The 16,449-nt window shown below is 66.7% G+C and carries 13 protein-coding genes and 1 pseudogene; 7 read left to right on the top strand and 7 right to left on the bottom strand.

Annotation, left to right across the window (positions count from 1 at the left end; all coding sequences use genetic code 11):
* Positions 1 to 36: 36 nt before the first annotated feature.
* A complete protein-coding gene (fabG, locus tag ACNUDN_RS09455) occupies positions 37 to 777 on the bottom strand; it encodes a 3-oxoacyl-ACP reductase FabG (RefSeq protein ID WP_419121697.1) in 741 nt (246 codons plus the stop codon).
* Between the two features lie 128 nt (positions 778 to 905).
* Here fabG and ACNUDN_RS09450 point away from each other — a divergent pair, with 128 nt between their 5' ends.
* A complete protein-coding gene (locus ACNUDN_RS09450) occupies positions 906 to 2,069 on the top strand; it encodes an acyl-CoA dehydrogenase family protein (protein ID WP_419121696.1) in 1,164 nt (387 codons plus the stop codon).
* 159 nt (positions 2,070 to 2,228) lie between these two features.
* On the opposite strand, the gene ACNUDN_RS09445 is transcribed toward ACNUDN_RS09450, so the two are convergent.
* Positions 2,229 to 2,681, bottom strand: coding sequence for a MaoC family dehydratase (locus ACNUDN_RS09445; RefSeq protein ID WP_419125086.1), 453 nt, complete (start codon positions 2,679 to 2,681; stop codon positions 2,229 to 2,231).
* A 667-nt stretch (positions 2,682 to 3,348) separates the two neighbouring features.
* Here ACNUDN_RS09445 and ACNUDN_RS09440 point away from each other — a divergent pair.
* From ACNUDN_RS09440 to ACNUDN_RS09430, 3 genes are read left to right on the top strand one after another with little or no spacing between them, the layout of a single operon-like run.
* Positions 3,349 to 4,098: a hypothetical protein gene (locus tag ACNUDN_RS09440; protein WP_419121695.1), complete on the top strand. Its 750-nt coding sequence runs from the start codon at positions 3,349 to 3,351 to the stop codon at positions 4,096 to 4,098.
* A complete protein-coding gene (locus tag ACNUDN_RS09435) occupies positions 4,095 to 6,305 on the top strand; it encodes an Rv1355c family protein (RefSeq protein WP_419121694.1) in 2,211 nt (736 codons plus the stop codon). The genes ACNUDN_RS09440 and ACNUDN_RS09435 overlap by 4 nt, the downstream gene beginning before the upstream one ends.
* Positions 6,306 to 6,312: 7 nt before the next feature.
* The gene (locus ACNUDN_RS09430) at positions 6,313 to 8,166 is read left to right on the top strand and encodes a putative bifunctional diguanylate cyclase/phosphodiesterase (RefSeq protein WP_419121693.1); all 1,854 of its coding nucleotides are present in this window, start codon (positions 6,313 to 6,315) and stop codon (positions 8,164 to 8,166) included.
* Here ACNUDN_RS09430 and ACNUDN_RS09425 read toward each other — a convergent pair.
* Entirely contained in the window at positions 8,147 to 9,061 is a 915-nt protein-coding gene (locus ACNUDN_RS09425) for a hypothetical protein (protein ID WP_419121692.1), read from the bottom strand. The two genes, ACNUDN_RS09430 and ACNUDN_RS09425, sit on opposite strands and share 20 nt — an antisense overlap.
* Positions 9,062 to 9,385: 324 nt before the next feature.
* Here ACNUDN_RS09425 and ACNUDN_RS09420 point away from each other — a divergent pair, with 324 nt between their 5' ends.
* Positions 9,386 to 10,618 carry an acyl-CoA dehydrogenase family protein gene (locus ACNUDN_RS09420; protein ID WP_419121691.1) on the top strand — a complete coding sequence of 411 codons (1,233 nt, stop codon included), beginning with the start codon at positions 9,386 to 9,388 and terminating at the stop codon, positions 10,616 to 10,618.
* Positions 10,619 to 11,761 (top strand): acyl-CoA dehydrogenase family protein, encoded by a 1,143-nt coding sequence (locus tag ACNUDN_RS09415; RefSeq protein ID WP_419121690.1) that lies wholly within the window; start codon positions 10,619 to 10,621, stop codon positions 11,759 to 11,761.
* Here ACNUDN_RS09415 and ACNUDN_RS09410 read toward each other — a convergent pair.
* From ACNUDN_RS09410 to ACNUDN_RS09395, 4 genes and pseudogenes are all read right to left on the bottom strand, one after another.
* A pseudogene (locus ACNUDN_RS09410) lies at positions 11,748 to 12,309 on the bottom strand (hypothetical protein). The gene ACNUDN_RS09415 and the pseudogene ACNUDN_RS09410 sit on opposite strands and share 14 nt — an antisense overlap.
* 86 nt (positions 12,310 to 12,395) lie before the next feature.
* Complete coding sequence (locus tag ACNUDN_RS09405) at positions 12,396 to 13,283, bottom strand: universal stress protein (protein ID WP_419121689.1); 888 nt, start codon at positions 13,281 to 13,283, stop codon at positions 12,396 to 12,398.
* Between the two features lie 145 nt (positions 13,284 to 13,428).
* Positions 13,429 to 14,541, bottom strand: a complete 1,113-nt coding sequence (locus ACNUDN_RS09400) for a DUF1214 domain-containing protein (RefSeq protein WP_419121688.1) — start codon at positions 14,539 to 14,541, stop codon at positions 13,429 to 13,431.
* On the bottom strand, positions 14,522 to 15,112 hold the full coding sequence (locus ACNUDN_RS09395; RefSeq protein WP_419121687.1) for a TetR/AcrR family transcriptional regulator: 591 nt from the start codon (positions 15,110 to 15,112) through the stop codon (positions 14,522 to 14,524). Before ACNUDN_RS09395 ends, ACNUDN_RS09400 begins: the two co-directional genes overlap by 20 nt.
* Positions 15,113 to 15,138: 26 nt before the next feature.
* Between ACNUDN_RS09395 and ACNUDN_RS09390 the strand changes: the two genes are divergently transcribed.
* Positions 15,139 to 16,383, top strand: coding sequence for a sulfotransferase family protein (locus ACNUDN_RS09390; RefSeq protein ID WP_419121686.1), 1,245 nt, complete (start codon positions 15,139 to 15,141; stop codon positions 16,381 to 16,383).
* Positions 16,384 to 16,449 lie beyond the last annotated feature (66 nt).

Here is a 16,449-nt window from a genome sequence, read left to right as displayed (position 1 = left end):
GGGTGCGCACGGGTTCGCAGATGACTGCTTCGCGACTCACAGGTGCCGCCCGCCGGTGACCTCCAGGACGGTGCCGGTCATGTACGACGACAAATCCGAGGCAAGGAACAACGCCACGTCAGCCACCTCCACCGGCTCGCCGGCGCGTCCCATCGGGACCTCGGCGACTTTGGAGTCCCAGATGCGTTGCGGCATGGCTTCTGTCATCGCGGACCGGATCAGTCCCGGCTGGATGGCGTTGACCCGCACCCCGAGGTAGGCGAGTTCCTTGGCGGCAGCCTTGGTCATCCCGACGATGCCGGCCTTGGCCGCCGAGTAATTGGTCTGGCCGATCATTCCGACCTTGCCGGAGATCGACGACATGTTCACGATCGCGCCACGCTGATGTTCCCTCATCACCGCCGAGGCGGACCGCAGGCCGTTCCAGGTTCCTTTCAGGTGCACGGCGATGACCTGGTCGAACTGCTCCTCGGTCATCTTGCGCATCGTGGCGTCGCGGGTGATTCCGGCGTTGTTGACCATGATGTCCAGGGCACCGAACCCGTCCACCGCGGCCGCGATCAGCGCGTCGACTTCGGCGGAGTCGGTGACGTCGCAGCGCACGGCGCGGGCCACGTCGCCGCCGCCGAGTTTCTCGGCGGCGGCACGGGTGGCGTCGAGGTTCACGTCACCGAGCACCACCCGTGCCCCGTGGTCGACGAACCGTTGCGCGATGGCCAGGCCAAGCCCTTGGGCCCCTCCGGTGATCACCGCGATCCGACCTGCGAGCAACGACATCCGTCCACCATCCTCACGCCACAGCGACGCCCCGGCTGGAGCAATATCGTATCTAATATACGATTCTAATATACGATATTGAGATCCTGACGCATCCACCTCCCGCAGCACTCCGAGGAGCTCAGACAGTGCCAACCAGTCCGGTCGGTGATGAAGACTTCCACGAGATACTTTCTCAGACAAAGCATTTCGTGCGTAACACCGTGGTCCCACGAGAGCAGGAAATCCTTGCGCACGACCGCGTCCCCGACGATCTGCGTGAGCAGGCCAAATCGATGGGTTTGTTCGGCTATGCGATTCCTCAGGAGTGGGGCGGGCTCGGGTTGGACCTGGCCCAGGACGTCGAACTCGGCATGGAACTCGGGTACACCTCACTGGCGCTGCGGTCGATGTTCGGCACCAACAACGGGATCGCCGGCCAGGTTCTCGTCGGCTACGGCACCGAGGAGCAGAAGTCGACGTGGTTGGAACGCATTGCATCAGGCGAGGTCGTCGCATCGTTCGCGCTGACCGAACCGGGTGCGGGTTCCAATCCGTCCGGCCTGCGCACCAGAGCCGCACGCGACGGCGACGAGTGGATCATCAACGGCCAGAAGCAGTACATCACCAACGCCCCCACCGCCGACCTGTTCGTGACGTTCGCCAGGAGCAGGCCGGCCGACGACCGGGGCGCCGGGATAGCCGTCTTCCTGGTGCCCGCCGACACCCCCGGCGTCGAAGTCGGCCCCAAAGACAAGAAGATGGGACAGGAAGGCGCCTGGACCGCCGACGTCAACTTCACCGACGTACGGGTGCCGCACGCCGCCCTGGTCGGCGGCAGTGAGGACATCGGCTACCGCGCCGCGATGACCTCCCTGGCGCGCGGGCGCGTCCACATTGCCGCGCTGGCCGTCGGAACCGCTCAGCGCGCCCTCGACGAATCGGTGACGTACGCCGCGACCGCAACCCAGGGTGGCACCCCGATCGGTGACTTCCAACTGGTCCAGGCCATGCTCGCCGACCAACAGACGGGGGTGATGGCGGGTCGGGCGCTGGTTCGGGATACGGCCAGACAGTGGATCACCGGCACGGATCGCCGCATCGCACCGTCGGCGGCCAAGCTGTTCTGCACCGAGATGGCGGGCAAGGTCGCCGATCTGGCGGTCCAGGTGCACGGCGGCGCCGGCTATATGCGCGAGATGCCGGTCGAGCGCATCTACCGCGATGTGCGTCTGTTGCGGCTCTACGAGGGGACCAGCGAGATCCAGCGACTGATCATCGGAGGCGGTCTGGTGAAAGGCGCCAGGAGATGAGCGCTACGGCGTGCAGCTAGTCCCCATTGTCCCGGGTTAGCTTTCGAGCGTCCGGGAGCGCCCGGGACGCGCGAAGGTGCACCCACGGTTGCACCCAACCCTGCAAGACGACCGTCTGTGCACCCTCGGCGCAACTGGTCAGCCGAGGCGTGCAGCGAGTCAGCCGATGAACCGCACGATCGACTCCGCGACCGCGGCCGGTTTGTCCGAACCCGCGATCTCGACGGTGGTGCTGACGGTCGCCTGCACCGCATTCTCCAGCTGGGCGACCTTGGTGATCTCCGCGCGCGCCCGCAGCTTCGCGCCGACGCGCACCGGGGTGATGAAACGAACCTTGTTGTAGCCGTAGTTGATGGCCATGGCCACGTTGTCGACCGCATACAGCTGATGGGTGAAGTGCGGCAACAGTGACAGCGTCAACAGCCCGTGGGCGATGGTTCCGCCGAAGGGTCCGTCGGCCGCGCGCTCGGGATCGACGTGGATCCATTGGTGGTCGTCGGTGGCGTCGGCGAACAGGTTGACCCGGTCCTGGGTGATCTCGAGCCACTCGGTGGGACCCAGTTGGGTGCCCTCGGCGGCGACGAACTCGGCGAGATTGTCGAACTTCTTCACGCTGTCTCCTCCACTCACGCTGTCTTCTTCACTCACGCTGTCTTCTTCACTCACGCTGTCTTCTTCACTCACGCTGTCTTCTTCGACCTGAGGCGCAGGCGACGCCTCCAGGCGGGTCAGCAGACCTCACAGTGCCACAGCGCCGCCTCCACGCTTTCCACCGGAGCGGCCCCGGCCGCGACATCCCACACCGGAGCGGCCCAGGGATGCGCCGAAGTCGTTGCGCGTGGAATCGACAGCTAACGCTGCGGGTCGCCATCGTCACTCGTCGGCCAGGTTGCGGCCATTGAGCTGTAACACCACCGATGGGAATGACGACGGATTCTGTTGAGGCCCACAAGTTAGCGAATCCGACGCTGGATTCGATGTGACATCGGCCAAATAGCGCGTTGCGCGATTGGTGACGTTCGCCAGAACCGAATTCCGGTGTGCACGAACAGCCCGATCCCGCCGAATTATTCTTGCCATCGCCGCTTCTGAGGTATGCCTAAGAGCGTTGTTTTGTATCCGGAAATCGAAAAGGAGAAAATGCCCGCTCGCTAGCTAGAAATGAAGTGACTGGTAGCGAGATACTTGAAGACGTCGTTTCGACACAAACACCGGACCCATAGTCGTGGCCGGCGTGGAGAGCTTTTCGCACCACCGACCATCAACGATAGGAAATGCAATGCCAATTGCTTCATTCGATTCCAGTCCTGCCGGCCTTTTCGAACTCGCGAGTAACCACAGCTGGTGGGACGCCGACGCGGAATGCACGCTGGTGATGTCGCAGCCTCACCTGGACCCCGATCTGTGGATGGAGTATCTCCGCGGGGCGGAGCGCAGCTACCGCAAGCATGGAGTCGACCGCGCTCTTGACGTCGATGAAATCCGTGATGGTCACGACACAGCGATGTTTTGGGCAACATTGGACGGGACGGGGCGGGTGATCGGCGGTGTCCGCGCCAAGGGTCCGTTGACCGGTGCCGACGACTCGCACGCCGTGGTCGAGTGGGACGGTCAGCCGGGGTTGGCTGCGGTGCGCAAGATGATCGACGATCGGGCGCCTTTCGGCATCCTGGAGATGAAGTCCGCCTTCGTGACCGATGACCCGGCACGCAACAAGGGGGTGACCCGCGCGCTCGCGCGTAGCGGATTTCATGCCCTGGCCGTGATGGATCTGCAGTTCTGCATGGCCACATCGGCCCCGCACGTGCTCGACAAGTGGCGCTCCTCCGGGGGGGTCGTCGCGGCGATCCCGGCCACGCCCTACCCGGACCCTCGATACCGCACCAAGATGATGTGGTGGGACCGCAGAACGTTCGTTCAGCACGCCGAGCCCGCCCAGGTGTCGAAGATCTACAACGAGATTCTGGACCTGAACCGTGCGCGGGTCGCCGCCGGACATACCGACACACTGCGCGATAATGCCCTGTGACGTTTGAGCACTCTGCTGCGCAGGGCGAGGAGGTTGCCGGCAGGGTCGAGGACCAGGGCGCCTCGGTCGCAACGGTCCTCGACCCCGATCAGCCCGCCGATCGGCAGGTGCTGACCGCGCTGCGCAACGATCCGTCCATCGCGTTCATCGACAGCGGCGCACGCCAGGCGGACACTCTGGCTGGTTTGCGTCCCGCCCCGTCGGCGGAACTGACCGCTGAGCCGCGCCGGTGGGTGTACTACCCGTGGCGCCGCACCGTGGTCAGTGTTCTGGGCCCCCGCGGCTTCGCACGGGTCCGGTCGGACCGCAACCGCAACCTCATCACCGGGTCCGAGCAGCAGAAACTCGGGTCGCTGCGGATCGGAGTGGTGGGTCTGAGCGTCGGCCATGCGGTCGCGCACACGCTGGCGATGCAGGGGCTGTGCGGCGAGTTGCGCCTGGCGGACTTCGACGATCTCGAGCTGTCGAACCTGAACAGGGTCCCGGCGACGGTGTTCGACCTCGGCGTCAACAAGGCCGTGACCGCTGCACGCCGGATCGCCGAGGTCGACCCGTATATCGTTGTGCGCGTAGCAGATTCCGGATTGGCCGAGGCGAACATCGACGACTTTCTCGCCGGTCTCGACATCCTGATCGAGGAGTGCGACTCACTCGACGTCAAAGCTCTGGTCCGCGAGGCCGCGCGAGACCGGCGCCTTCCGGTGATCATGGCCACCAGCGATCGGGGCCTCATCGACGTCGAGCGATTCGACTTGCAGCCGAACCGCCCCATTTTTCACGGCTTGCTCGGCGAGGTCGACGCATCGGCCCTGGCCGCGCTCGACGGACCGGCCAAGATTCCGCATGTACTTCGGATCATCGACGGGGCAAAGCTCTCTTCTCGCGGTGCGGCCTCGCTCGTCGAGGTCGGACAGACTCTTGCGACGTGGCCGCAGCTGGTCGGCGATGTGCTCGTCGGTGCCGCGGCAGTGGCCGAAGCGGTCCGCAGAATCGGTTTGGGCGAGCCACTTTCGTCTGGCCGGGCCCGCATCGACACCGCCGCCGCGTTGGCGGATCTGGTGGATCCGTTGCAGCGATCGGCGCCGCCCGGGCCCAGCGGCACAGACCACGACGAGACCGCCGGCCGCGCAGCCGGCGACGACGACGGTCCCCACCTCGGTGACGCAGTGCATGCCATGGCGGTCGCAGCCAACAGGGCACCGTCGGGCGGCAACATGCAGCCGTGGCACATCGAGGCCACCGCCAACGCCGTGACCATTGCACTGGCACCGCAGTACCAGTCCAGCATCGACGTTGCCTGGCGCGGCAGCGCCGTGGCCGTCGGCGCCGCGGCGTTCAATGCTCGTGTCGCCGCGGCGGCCCACCACGTGCTCGGTGCCGTGCACTTCACCGAAGGCGGGCCCGCATCCCCGTTGAGCGCGGTGATCGAGCTGGGTGACGGCTTCGACGACTACCTTGCCGGGCTCTATCCGGCCCTTGAAACACGAGAGACGAACCGGCGGCCCGGAACCGCAGCTGCGCTGTCGTCGGCCACGGTGGAAACGTTGTGCGCGGCGGCCCACCGAGAGGGCGCCCGGTTGGAGCTGGTGACCGATCGGGACGTTCTCGATCAGATGAGCGCACTGCTGGCAGAGACCGATCGCATTCGCTATCTGACGCCACACCTGCACGCCGACATGGCCTCGGAGTTGCGCTGGCCCGGCGACGGCGATCCGGATTCCGGGATCGACGTGCGAAGTCTCGAGCTCGGCGCGGGTGAGCTCGTCACCCTCGACATCCTGCGGCGCCCCGAGGTCATGTCTTTGCTGCGGGATTGGAACGCCGGAGCCGCACTCGGAGCCGACACTCGGGCTCGGATTGCCCGCAGCTCCGCTCTGGCCCTGGTCCACACCGCGGACCCGTCGCTCACCGGATATGCCCGTGGCGGTGCGGCGGCCGAAGCGGTGTGGATTTCGGCTCAGCTGCAGGGATTGTCGGTGCAGCCGATATCGCCGGTCTTTCTCTACGCCGAGGGCCCCGACGAACTCACAGCGCTGTCACCGCGATTCACCACCGAGCTGGCCACACTGCAGTCGCAGTTTCGTCACTTGACATCTGCGACGTCGACTGAGGTGACGACCTTGATCCTCCGACTGGCCCTGGCGCCGCCCGCATCGGTCCGCAGCCGGAGACGTCCGCTCAGATTCGCCACACCGCCCGTATTCTGACTGCACGATGTCTGACAGCGACACTCTCCGCAGTCTCGACCTGGTCGTCACCTCGGTGGCCACCAAGCTGATGGCCGCCAACGCGGCCACCTCAGTCGAGGTGAGCCAGCAGGTGCTAGCCGAACTCGTCTCCTATCTCGGTGTCGATGTCAGCTTCCTGCGCTACAACGACCACAAGATCCGCGCGTCCAGACTGGTCGCCGAGTGGCCGGTTCGGCCGGGCGTACCCGACCCCGACCCACTGGCGCTGGTGTACTTCGCCGATGCCGATCCCGTGTTCGCGCATTCTGAACACGGCAAGAAGGTCATGGTGTTTCGTCCCGAACCGGCCACCGACGACTACCAGAAGCGCATCGAGGAGACCCGTGCCGTGCCGGCCACCTCGATGGCTGCGGCGCCACTGGTCTCCGGCGAGGTCACCACCGGGATCCTCGGGTTCATCAAGTTCGGCGACCGCGTGTGGAGCGCGGAGGAACTCAACGGTCTCGAGGCGATCGCCTCACTGTTCGCTCAGGTCCAGGCGCGGGTGCAGGCCGAGGAACAGCTGCGTTATCTCGCCGAACACGACGACCTGACCGGCCTGTACAACCGTCGCGCCCTGCTCGCCCATCTCGAAGAGCGGCTGGCCGAGGGCGCACCCGGCCCGGTATCTGCACTGTTCTTCGATCTCGATCGCCTCAAGGCGATCAACGACTACCTCGGCCACACCGCCGGGGACTGGTTCATCCGGGTGCTGGCCGAACGGCTGCGCCGGGGCGCCGACTGCCCGTGTCTGATCGCGCGTCTCGGGGGTGACGAGTTCGTCGTCGTGCCCGCAGCACCGATGGACGCCGAAGAAGCCGAGGCGCTCGCCTGCCGATTGCAGTCCACGTTGCGGGAACGGGTCTCCATCGAAGGCGAGATGCTGACACGCACGGTGAGCATCGGTGTGGCCCTCGGTTCACCAGGACGGGACACCACCTCCGATCTGCTCCGCCGTGCCGACCAAGCGGTGTTGAACGCGAAGAGTTCCGGGGGCAACAAGGTGGTGGTGTTCACCGACGACATGTCGCTGAAGAACGAGTTCGACAACGACATCGAGTTGCACCTGCAGAGTGTCATCGAGAACGGCGCCCTGCTCCTGCACTACCTGCCCGAGGTCGACATGCGGACCGGGGAGATCCTCGCCGCCGAAGCCTTGGTCCGGTGGCAGCACCCGACTCGTGGTCTGCTCTCGCCCGAATCGTTCATCGGTGTCGCGGAGTCGATCAATCTGGCCGGCGAACTGGGCCGCTGGGTGATGCGCTCGGCCTGCGCCGACTTCGCCGCCTGGCGATCACGCGGTGTCGGAAAGGACGCGGTGATGCGTATCAACGTCTCACCGGTGCAACTGGTCACCGATGGCTTCGTGGAATCGGTGGCCGGCATCGTCGACGAGTTCGAGCTCGGCCACGGATCGATCTGCCTGGAGATCACCGAAAGCGTTGTGGTGCAGGACATCGAGACCACCCGGGTTACCCTCAACGGTCTCAAGGAGGCCGGGGTCCGGATCGCCATCGACGACTTCGGCACCGGGTACAGCGCGCTGTCCCACCTGAAGTCGTTGCCGGTCGACACTCTCAAGATCGACAAGGGCTTCGTTCGCGAACTCGGCTCGAACCCAGGCGACCTCGCGATCGTGCGGGCCATCATCGCGCTGGCCGAGGCGTTCGGTCTGGAGCTGGTGGCCGAGGGAGTCGAAACCGAGGCCGGCGCTTTGACGTTGCTCCGACACGGCTGCCACCGGGCTCAGGGTTTCCTGCTGTCGCGTCCGATCCCCGGAGATGCGATGGAATCCCTTCTTGCACAAGGACGTATCCCGGTCAATTTCTCCAAGTTGTGACCGCGCCGGCGGTGTGCTGCGACGCGGGACGTCCTATCGCCTCAACCACCGAGGAGTCCGAGGTCAACAGCTCGACCCGACCGAATCGACTGGCCTCGGTGCCGACCAGGGCGATACGCAGCGGGGTGCCGGCGCGCAGTCCGGGCAATGCCGCGCCGCGGCCCGCGGCGCGGCCCCGGCAGATCAGCACTCCGTGCCGGGCCCGGACCCACACCGGACCGTCCTCGGTGGCGAAGACCGCACCGATGACCTGACCGTCCTGGAAGATCAGGCGCTCGAACCGCGTCACCGGGTTTCGGTGGATGTCCCGGCTGTCGGCCTCGGACTCCAGCCATGCCAGAACCGAGCCGACGGGGTCATCGGGATCGGGCGTGAGGGCACCGACTTCGGTCACCTTGAACAGGGTTCCGTCGCCGTCAGACCGTGTCGCCGCGGTCCAATCCGTGACCCTGGTGTACAGGTATCCCGACGGTGACGGAACGCAGCGGGCCGCCCAGTCCCGCAGCCGCGCGCCCTCGAAAGGCGGAACGGTGCGCCCCCGCACCGGTGCGGTTGCGCCCATGAGATGCACGGGCAGGTCGGGGTCTGTGTGACGGAGCGCGTCCAGGTCGAGGTCCGCGGTCAGCTCACGAAAGTACTCCGCTGTGTGCGCATCTGACCCGACGCGCAGCCACCCGCCGGCGCTGCCGAGCGTGGCCGGGGTTGCGGCTCCCGAGGCTTCGGTTCGTAGGTCGGTACGTGGGTCGCTTCGGTCGGCGACAAAGACCTCACCGTCCTGCTCGACGGTCGCGATCGCCGTCGCCAAACCGCCCAAGCCGGAGTCGGTGCAGATCACGTCGACTTCGTCGTCCCATTCGGGCTCGCAGCACAAAGTTATTCGCCTCTTGTTTGCCATGGCCGAGCTTCCCGACCGTCTCAAGGCTATGACATCAGCGATATGAGGAACAAACTCGCGCGAGGCCGCGGGTTGCCACAGCCGTGATGGGGTCTGAGGGGATTTGCCATCACAGGCTGTGGCAACAGAGAAAAGCTATACCAGGAGCGGGTTGTCCGGCGCCCCCGACCCGGGCACGGCGTGGCGGCCCGGCGATTCACCCCCCCAACGTCGCGGCGGTGAGCCGGCGCCCCGCGCCACGTCGGGAGCCGGCCACCCCGGGCTGTGCATCAGTTAACTAACTAGGTTTACTGTGTGTCAGGAGACACGGCAGAGGGGACATCCATGGATCTGGAGTGGTCGGAGGCCGACTTGGCCTTCCGCGACGAGGTTCGCGCCTTTCTCGGCGACAAGCTGACGCCCGACCTGCGACGCGCGGGTCGCTTGATGACCAGCGTGTACGCCGATCACGACGCCAGCATGCGGTGGCAGCAGATCCTGCACGAAAGGGGTTGGGCGGCGCCCGCGTGGCCGGTCGAACACGGCGGCTGCGACTGGAGCCTGGCCCAGCACTACATCTTCAGCCGAGAGTCGACACTCGCCGGCGCTCCATCACTGTCCCCGATGGGCATCCGGATGGTCGCCCACGCGATCATCAGGTTCGGCACCGAGGAGCAAAAGACCTACTTCTTGCCGCGGATCCTCACCGGTGACGTCTTCTTCTGCCAGGGTTACTCGGAACCGGAGGCGGGCTCGGATCTGGCCGCGCTGTCCATGGCGGCTCTCGACGACGGTGAACACCTGGTGTGCACCGGCAGCAAGATCTGGACCACCCACGCCCGGGAGGCCAACTGGATGTTCGCGCTCGTGCGCACCAGTCGTTCGGAGAAGAAGCAGCGCGGTATCACCTTCGTCCTCATCGACATGTCCAGTCCCGGGATCGAGATCCGGCCACTGGTGATGACCTCCGGTGAGGAAGTGCAGAATCAGGTCTTCTTCGACGACGTCTGCGTCCCGAAGGCCAACGTCATCGGCGAGATCGACGATGGCTGGACGGTCGCCAAGTATCTCCTGGAGTTCGAGCGCGGGGGCGGCGCCGCGGCACCGGCGTTGCAGGTGATGGTCGAGGAGATCGCCGCCGCGGCCGCCGAACAACCCGGTCCCGACGGGGGCCGGCTTGTCGACGACCCGAGCTTCGGTCGCAAATTGGCCGATGTCCGTATTCGCACCGAGGTCTTGGAAATCCTCGAATATCAGGTGCTGGCCGCGGTGGCCGGCGGCGGCAACCCAGGAGCCAGATCCTCGATGCTCAAGGTGCTCGGCACCGAGCTGAGTCAAACGATCACCGAACTCGCGATGGAGGCCGCGGGCCCACGCGCTCGGGTGTACCAACCACATGCCACCTGCCCGGGCGGGCCCATCTCGGAGTTCGTGCCGCCGGCCGACGGCTATGTCAGCGGTCAGCCGTGGCAGGCGGTGGCGCCGTTGCGCTACTTCAACGACCGCGCCGGTTCGATCTATGCCGGCAGCAACGAGATTCAGCGGAACATCCTCGCCAAAGCTGCATTGGGGCTCTGAATGGACTTCACACTCACCGACGAACAGGAATTGCTGCGCGGGGGCCTCACCCGCTTCTTGGCCAGCCGCTACGACCTCGCGCAGAGCCGGGCCGCGGCCAAGAGTGGTCCAGGCTGGCAACCCGAGGTCTGGCGCGCCTTCGCCGACGAGCTCGGGATCCTCGGCGCGACCCTGCCCGAGGATGCCGGCGGGATCGGAGGCGGACCGGTCGAGATGATGATCATCGCCGAGGCCTTGGGATATGCACTGGTCATCGAACCGTTCGTGGACACCGCCGTGGTGGCGGCCGGCCTGCTGCACCGCGCCGGCGGTGACAAGGCCGCAGAACTGTTGGAGCGCATCGTCTCCGGCGACACGGTGGTGACACTGGCAGCCGCCGAACCGGCCTCGGGTGATCACTGGCAGCACGTCGGCACCACTGCCGTGCGCGACGGTGACAGCTGGCTGCTCAACGGCGCCAAGATCGTCTCGGCCGGAACACCGCTGGCCGATTGTGTGCTCGTCAGCGCGAGGACGGCCGGCGAATGTGCCGACGCCGACGGAATCTCCCTGTTCGTCATCGACACCAGCTCGGCGGCGCCTGGTCTGGAGATGCACCACTACCGGACCGTCGACGACCGCCGGGCCTCGGATATCGCGTTCGAGAACCTCCGGCTCCCGGCGACCGCAGTGCTCGGCGAGCCGGGCGGTGCGTGGGCCTCGCTCGCGGTGGCCCGCGACGAGGGCGCGGCCGCAGTCTGCGCCGAAGCGGTCGGATGCATGCGCAAGGTGCTGGCCGACACTGTCGAATACTGCAGGCAACGGCAGCAGTTCGGCCAACCCATCGGCAGTTTCCAGGTACTGCAGCACCGGATGGTGGACATGTACATGGAGGTCGAGCAGGCCGCCGCCGCCACTTTGTTGGCAACCCTCAAGCTCGGTGCCGACGATGCGACGCGGGCCAGGGCCGTGTCGGCGGCCAAGGCGACGGTGGGCCGGGCCGCGCGGTTCGTCGGACAGCAGGCCGTGCAGCTTCACGGCGGCATGGGCATGACCGAAGAACTGGCGATCGGCCACTACTTCAAGAGGTTGACCGCACTGCAGTTCGAGTTCGGGTCCACCGACCACCACCTCGGCCGGTATGCCCGGCTCACGACGCCGTGACCCGGCGGTGCGCGTGCACCCGGCGGCGGATGCCGAGCAGCATCTTCCGCTCCATGACGAAGTGCGCGATGTCGTAGACGGGGTTGCCGCTGTACCCGGCATTGCCCCGAGCGAGCAGGCGGGTCCGGTCCCCGACCGGGCGCAGGTGGAATGACCAACTGCCCGAAGCCTTCTCGCCGTGTTGGATCCGCTCGTAGTCCTCGGTTGACATCAGCACCAGATGCGAACACGGCACCACCGCTGCGACGATCTGCCTACCCCGGTCCCCGCCCCGGCGCGCCAGCCACACCGTGTCGCCGACCTCGAGCTGCTGCCATTCCGGGTGAATCACCGCGGCGTTGTGGATATCGGCGCCGACGGCACGCTCGAGCACGCTGTAACTGTAGAAACCCCCCCCGGTTCTCGCCGATCTGGGCGAGCCAGGGCCACACCGCCGCAGGCTCGGCGTCCACGGTGACCGCCCGGGTGGTGCGGACGCCGTCACCGACGAGATCGTCACCGGGCAGTGCTTCGCAGACCTCCGCACGGGTCGCTCCCCAGCAGTACATCCACGGCCGGATCCGTGTGCGGTAACCGACAACCAGCGCCGCCAACGCCGCGATCGCACACAACCAGCGGAGTCGGCGGCTTGGGTTCACGACTTTCTCGCCACGATCACCGGGCCCCGCGCCGACTGCACGACCTGTGAGCCGACCGAACCCAGCAACATCCCGGCGAACCCGCCGCGGCCGTGACTGCCGACGACGAGCAACTGTGCGTTCGCGGCCTCTTCCAACAGCCGACGCGCCGGCTGGTCACGGCACACCACCCGCCGCACGGCGACGTCGGGATAGCGCTCCTGCCACCCCGCCAGCCGCTCCGCCAGCAGCATGTCCTCCTCCGGCTGGATCTCAGACCAGCCGGCACCGGGCAGCTCATAGCCGGCGTCGCTCCAGGTGTGAACGGCCACCAGGTCGACGCCGCGGCGCGATGCCTCGTCGAAGGCGATCGCGGTGGCACGCTCGGACGCCGGCGAACCGTCCACCCCCACGACGACCGGGGCCTGCGCAGGATGCGGGATCAGAGGATCCTCGTCGTGGATCACCGCGACAGGACAGTGCGCATGCTGCACCAGTCCGGAACTCACCGAGCCCAACAGCCGGCGCTCCCACTTGCCCAATCCGCGACTGCCGACCACGAGCAGTTCGGCATCCTTGGTCAGGTCGGTGAGGGCCGCCACCGGCTGACCGGACACGATGACCTCGCCGACGCCGAGGGTGTCCCCGCCGGCCGTGGCCGCGTTCACCACGGCCCGCACGTCGTCGAGAATGCGACGCGCCTCTTCGCGTTCGTCTTCGAAGTACGCGGTGGGCAGCGGTGCCTGAATCCAGGACTGCATCGCGACGCCGGGCAGCACGTGCGCCAGCGTCAGCGGGACCCCGCGCATGGCGGCATCGCGTGCCGCCCAGTCGACCGCGACCCGGGATGCTGCCGAGCCGTCGACGCCGACGACGATGCCGTTGGGTGCTGGCTGGGTGGACATCTGGTGCGCCTCCTCACCTATGGTCGGCGGCGCCGTCGCCGCCCGACATCTACGACGTTAGCTCCGGCCCGGACCGTGCATCAGTGGTATGCCGTCACCAGGCCGTGGGACCAAAGTCCTTCCCGAAGACGTCAGGCCGGGCCTGTCAGTCCGCAGTGGTCGGCGCATCGGCGACGCTCATCAGCTGCACTCGGGGCCGGTCCGGCACCCGGTCGGCGAGGAACCAGCGGAACGCGAGATTGCCGCGGGGATAGCCGACACTCGTCAGCGAATTCGGGTGGTCGGTCATCCCCCGCGACACCACGACCGTCACCGTGCCGTCGTTGTTGGGCACGGCGGTGGCGCCGTTGACCGAACTGCGGGCATCGCAGATGCCGGGTACCGCCATGAACTGGTTCCAGACCACCAGGTTCCAGAACCGGCACGCCGGGGGCCGATGGGTGATGACCAGGGCCTCGTGTTCGGCAAGATCGAAACTCCCGTACGCATAGCACGCATCTCGGGCGGACCAGCCGAAGTTGGCGTCCGGCACCTGATAGGGATCGGCGAAATCGTTTGCCATCATTGCCGTCTCATGTCCCAGCCGATGCTCCTCGGCGTTGCGGACGCCCACCGACAGCGGCAGGATGGCGAACATGGTGCGCAGCCACGCTGCGGCGGCCCGCAGCGCCGCCGCGGTCTCGGCCTGCCCGTGACGGAACGGATCGGGAGGTTCGAGCGCCTCGATGGACCATCGCACCGGGCGACCGACCAGCGGGTCGGCCTGATAGTCGCGGGTCATCAGCACCGCGGCCTCCGGCTGAGGGCCGAAGTCGAAGCTGAAATTGCCGTCTGCATCGATGTCGAGTTCGTCGTCGCGCAGGATCGCCACGATCCGATCCGACCAGGCGCCGGGTGCCGGTTCGTTGTACGCCGTCACCGAGAAGTACACGCTGTCACCACGATTGCCACTGATCCGGTATCTGCGCGTCGGGTCGACCGGGCACAGGTGGTAGAGGGCGTCGGTGTTGTCGCCGCCCCAGCGCCGGTCGGGTCGAAACGGGGAGTTCACCTCCAGCCACCGTGGCCTGCTGCGATCGGCGAACAGGTAGGTGTCCAGCGCCACCCCGAGGGTGGTCGCGATCATCCGGTAACCGTCGGCGATGTGACGGTCGTCGGTGACGGCTTTGGGACCGGTCATGAACGACTCGTCGAGCATCCTGAGGGTTTCTAGTAATTCGCGCCACGCTTCGGTGGCCTCATGCGCGTCGGCGGTCATCGATGATTCCTCTCGTGATCAGTCGGGCGGTCCGGTCAACCCATGCCTCGTCGACATCCGCACCGCGGGTGATCAACGCCAGCAACGTCATTCCGGTGACCGCCTCGGCCAGGTCCACGGCGGTGACGCCGTCGCGAACCGCGCCGCGCCGCACCGCGGACGCCAGATACCCGTTGAGGTCCCGCACCAGCACGTCGGCGAAGCGCTCCAGCAGTGCGGTGTGCAGCGTGGGATCGGACGCCATCTCGGCGATCAGTCCGGGTAGTGCGGCACGGGCCGCGGGGGTGCTGAGCACTGCGAGCGTGCGTGTGATCATCTCTCGCACATCACCTTCCAGCGTTCCGGTCGACGGGAGCTCGGTCGCCGCGCTGATCGGAAACACCGCCTCGTGCACCAGATGTGCCTTGCCCCGCCAGCGTCGGTAGATGGCGGGCTTGCTCGTCCCCGCGCGGGCGGCGATGGCGTCCAGCGACAGCTCGGAGTACGAGGCCTCGCTGATCAACTCGACGGTGGCCCGCAGCACCGCCTCGTCGATGTCCCGGTTTCTCGGCCGTCCTGCATCTGTCGCCATTACGATACTGATAGTAACATAATAGTGTGACGGACAGCACAGAGCGCACGGTCCATCTGGACGACCTGGCCGAGCCCCGCTACAGCCCCCAGGCTCAACAGCTTCGGGAGATGATGGCATCGATGGCCGACCAGTGCCCGCTGGACAGCGAGGTGCTGCACGCGCGAGCCAGGGATGCCACCGGCCTGCACGACTTCGGCCCCCAGGACTACCGCGAGCGGCTGGACCGCTACGTCGCGGAGCTCCGCGAGATCGACATGCACGGGCCCGGGATCGTGAATTTCCACGCCCAACTCGTGCAGTGGCTCAAGAACCGGCTGCTTCTCACCGAGCTGCTCAACCGGCACCCGGAGATCGTCGACATCGAGCTGGCGCCGCCGGTGGTGATCGCCGGCCTCCCGAGGTCGGGTACCACACATCTGCACAACACCCTGGCCGCTGCGCCGACTTTTCGCAGCCTGCCGTACTGGGAGAGCGTCGAGCCCTTCCCGTTGCCGGCCGAAACCGGGCTCGACCCCGATCCGCGGATCGCACGGATGGACGTCGCGGTGCAGACCATGGAACTGCTGATGCCGCATTTCACCCTCATGCACGAGATGACCACCACACACACGCATGAGGAGATCCAACTGCTGGCCAACGACTTCTCGACGATGCTGATGGACACCCTGGCCCATGTCCCGCGCTGGACCGACTACTTCTGGAGTACCGACCAGACGTCGTCGTACCGATACCTGGCCACCCAGCTCAAGGCCCTGCAGTTCCTGCGCGGCGGACGGCGATGGGTGCTGAAGTCACCACAGCACCTCGGCCAGCTGCCGGTTCTGGACGCGGTGATGCCCGGCGTGGTCGTGGTGTTCACCCATCGCGATCCGGTTCCGGTGGCCCTGTCGATGATTGCGATGGTCACCTACTCCGAGCGGATGCACCGTGACACCGTCGACGTCACCGCCGTGGCGCACGCCTGGGTGGACCACCTGGAACGCCTGCTCGGCGCGTGCGTGCGCGATCGCGATCTCATCCCGTCCGACCGATCCGTCGACATCGCTTTCGACGACTTCATGGCCGATGAGCTGGGCACCGTCGAACGTGTCTACGACGTTGCCGGCGAACCGTTTTCGCCGGCGGCTCGCTCGGCGGTGGAGAAGTACCTGAGCGAGCACCATCGAGGGAGACACGGCCGGGTTCACACCTCGGCGGAGATGTTCGGTCTGGATCCCGGCGAACTGCACGAGCGATTCGCGCGCTACCGCAGCCGGTTTCTGCCCTGATCCCGCAACAGCGGCACCTTCGGCGAGCCTGTCGGTCGGGGGTCCACCGGACCGGCGCCGCGCCCG

The organism is Mycobacterium sp. smrl_JER01, from assembly GCF_048513595.2.
Taxonomy (GTDB): domain Bacteria; phylum Actinomycetota; class Actinomycetes; order Mycobacteriales; family Mycobacteriaceae; genus Mycobacterium.
The sequence above is the reverse complement of the archived record's forward strand: the minus strand, read 5'-3'. Positions and strand labels throughout refer to the sequence as shown.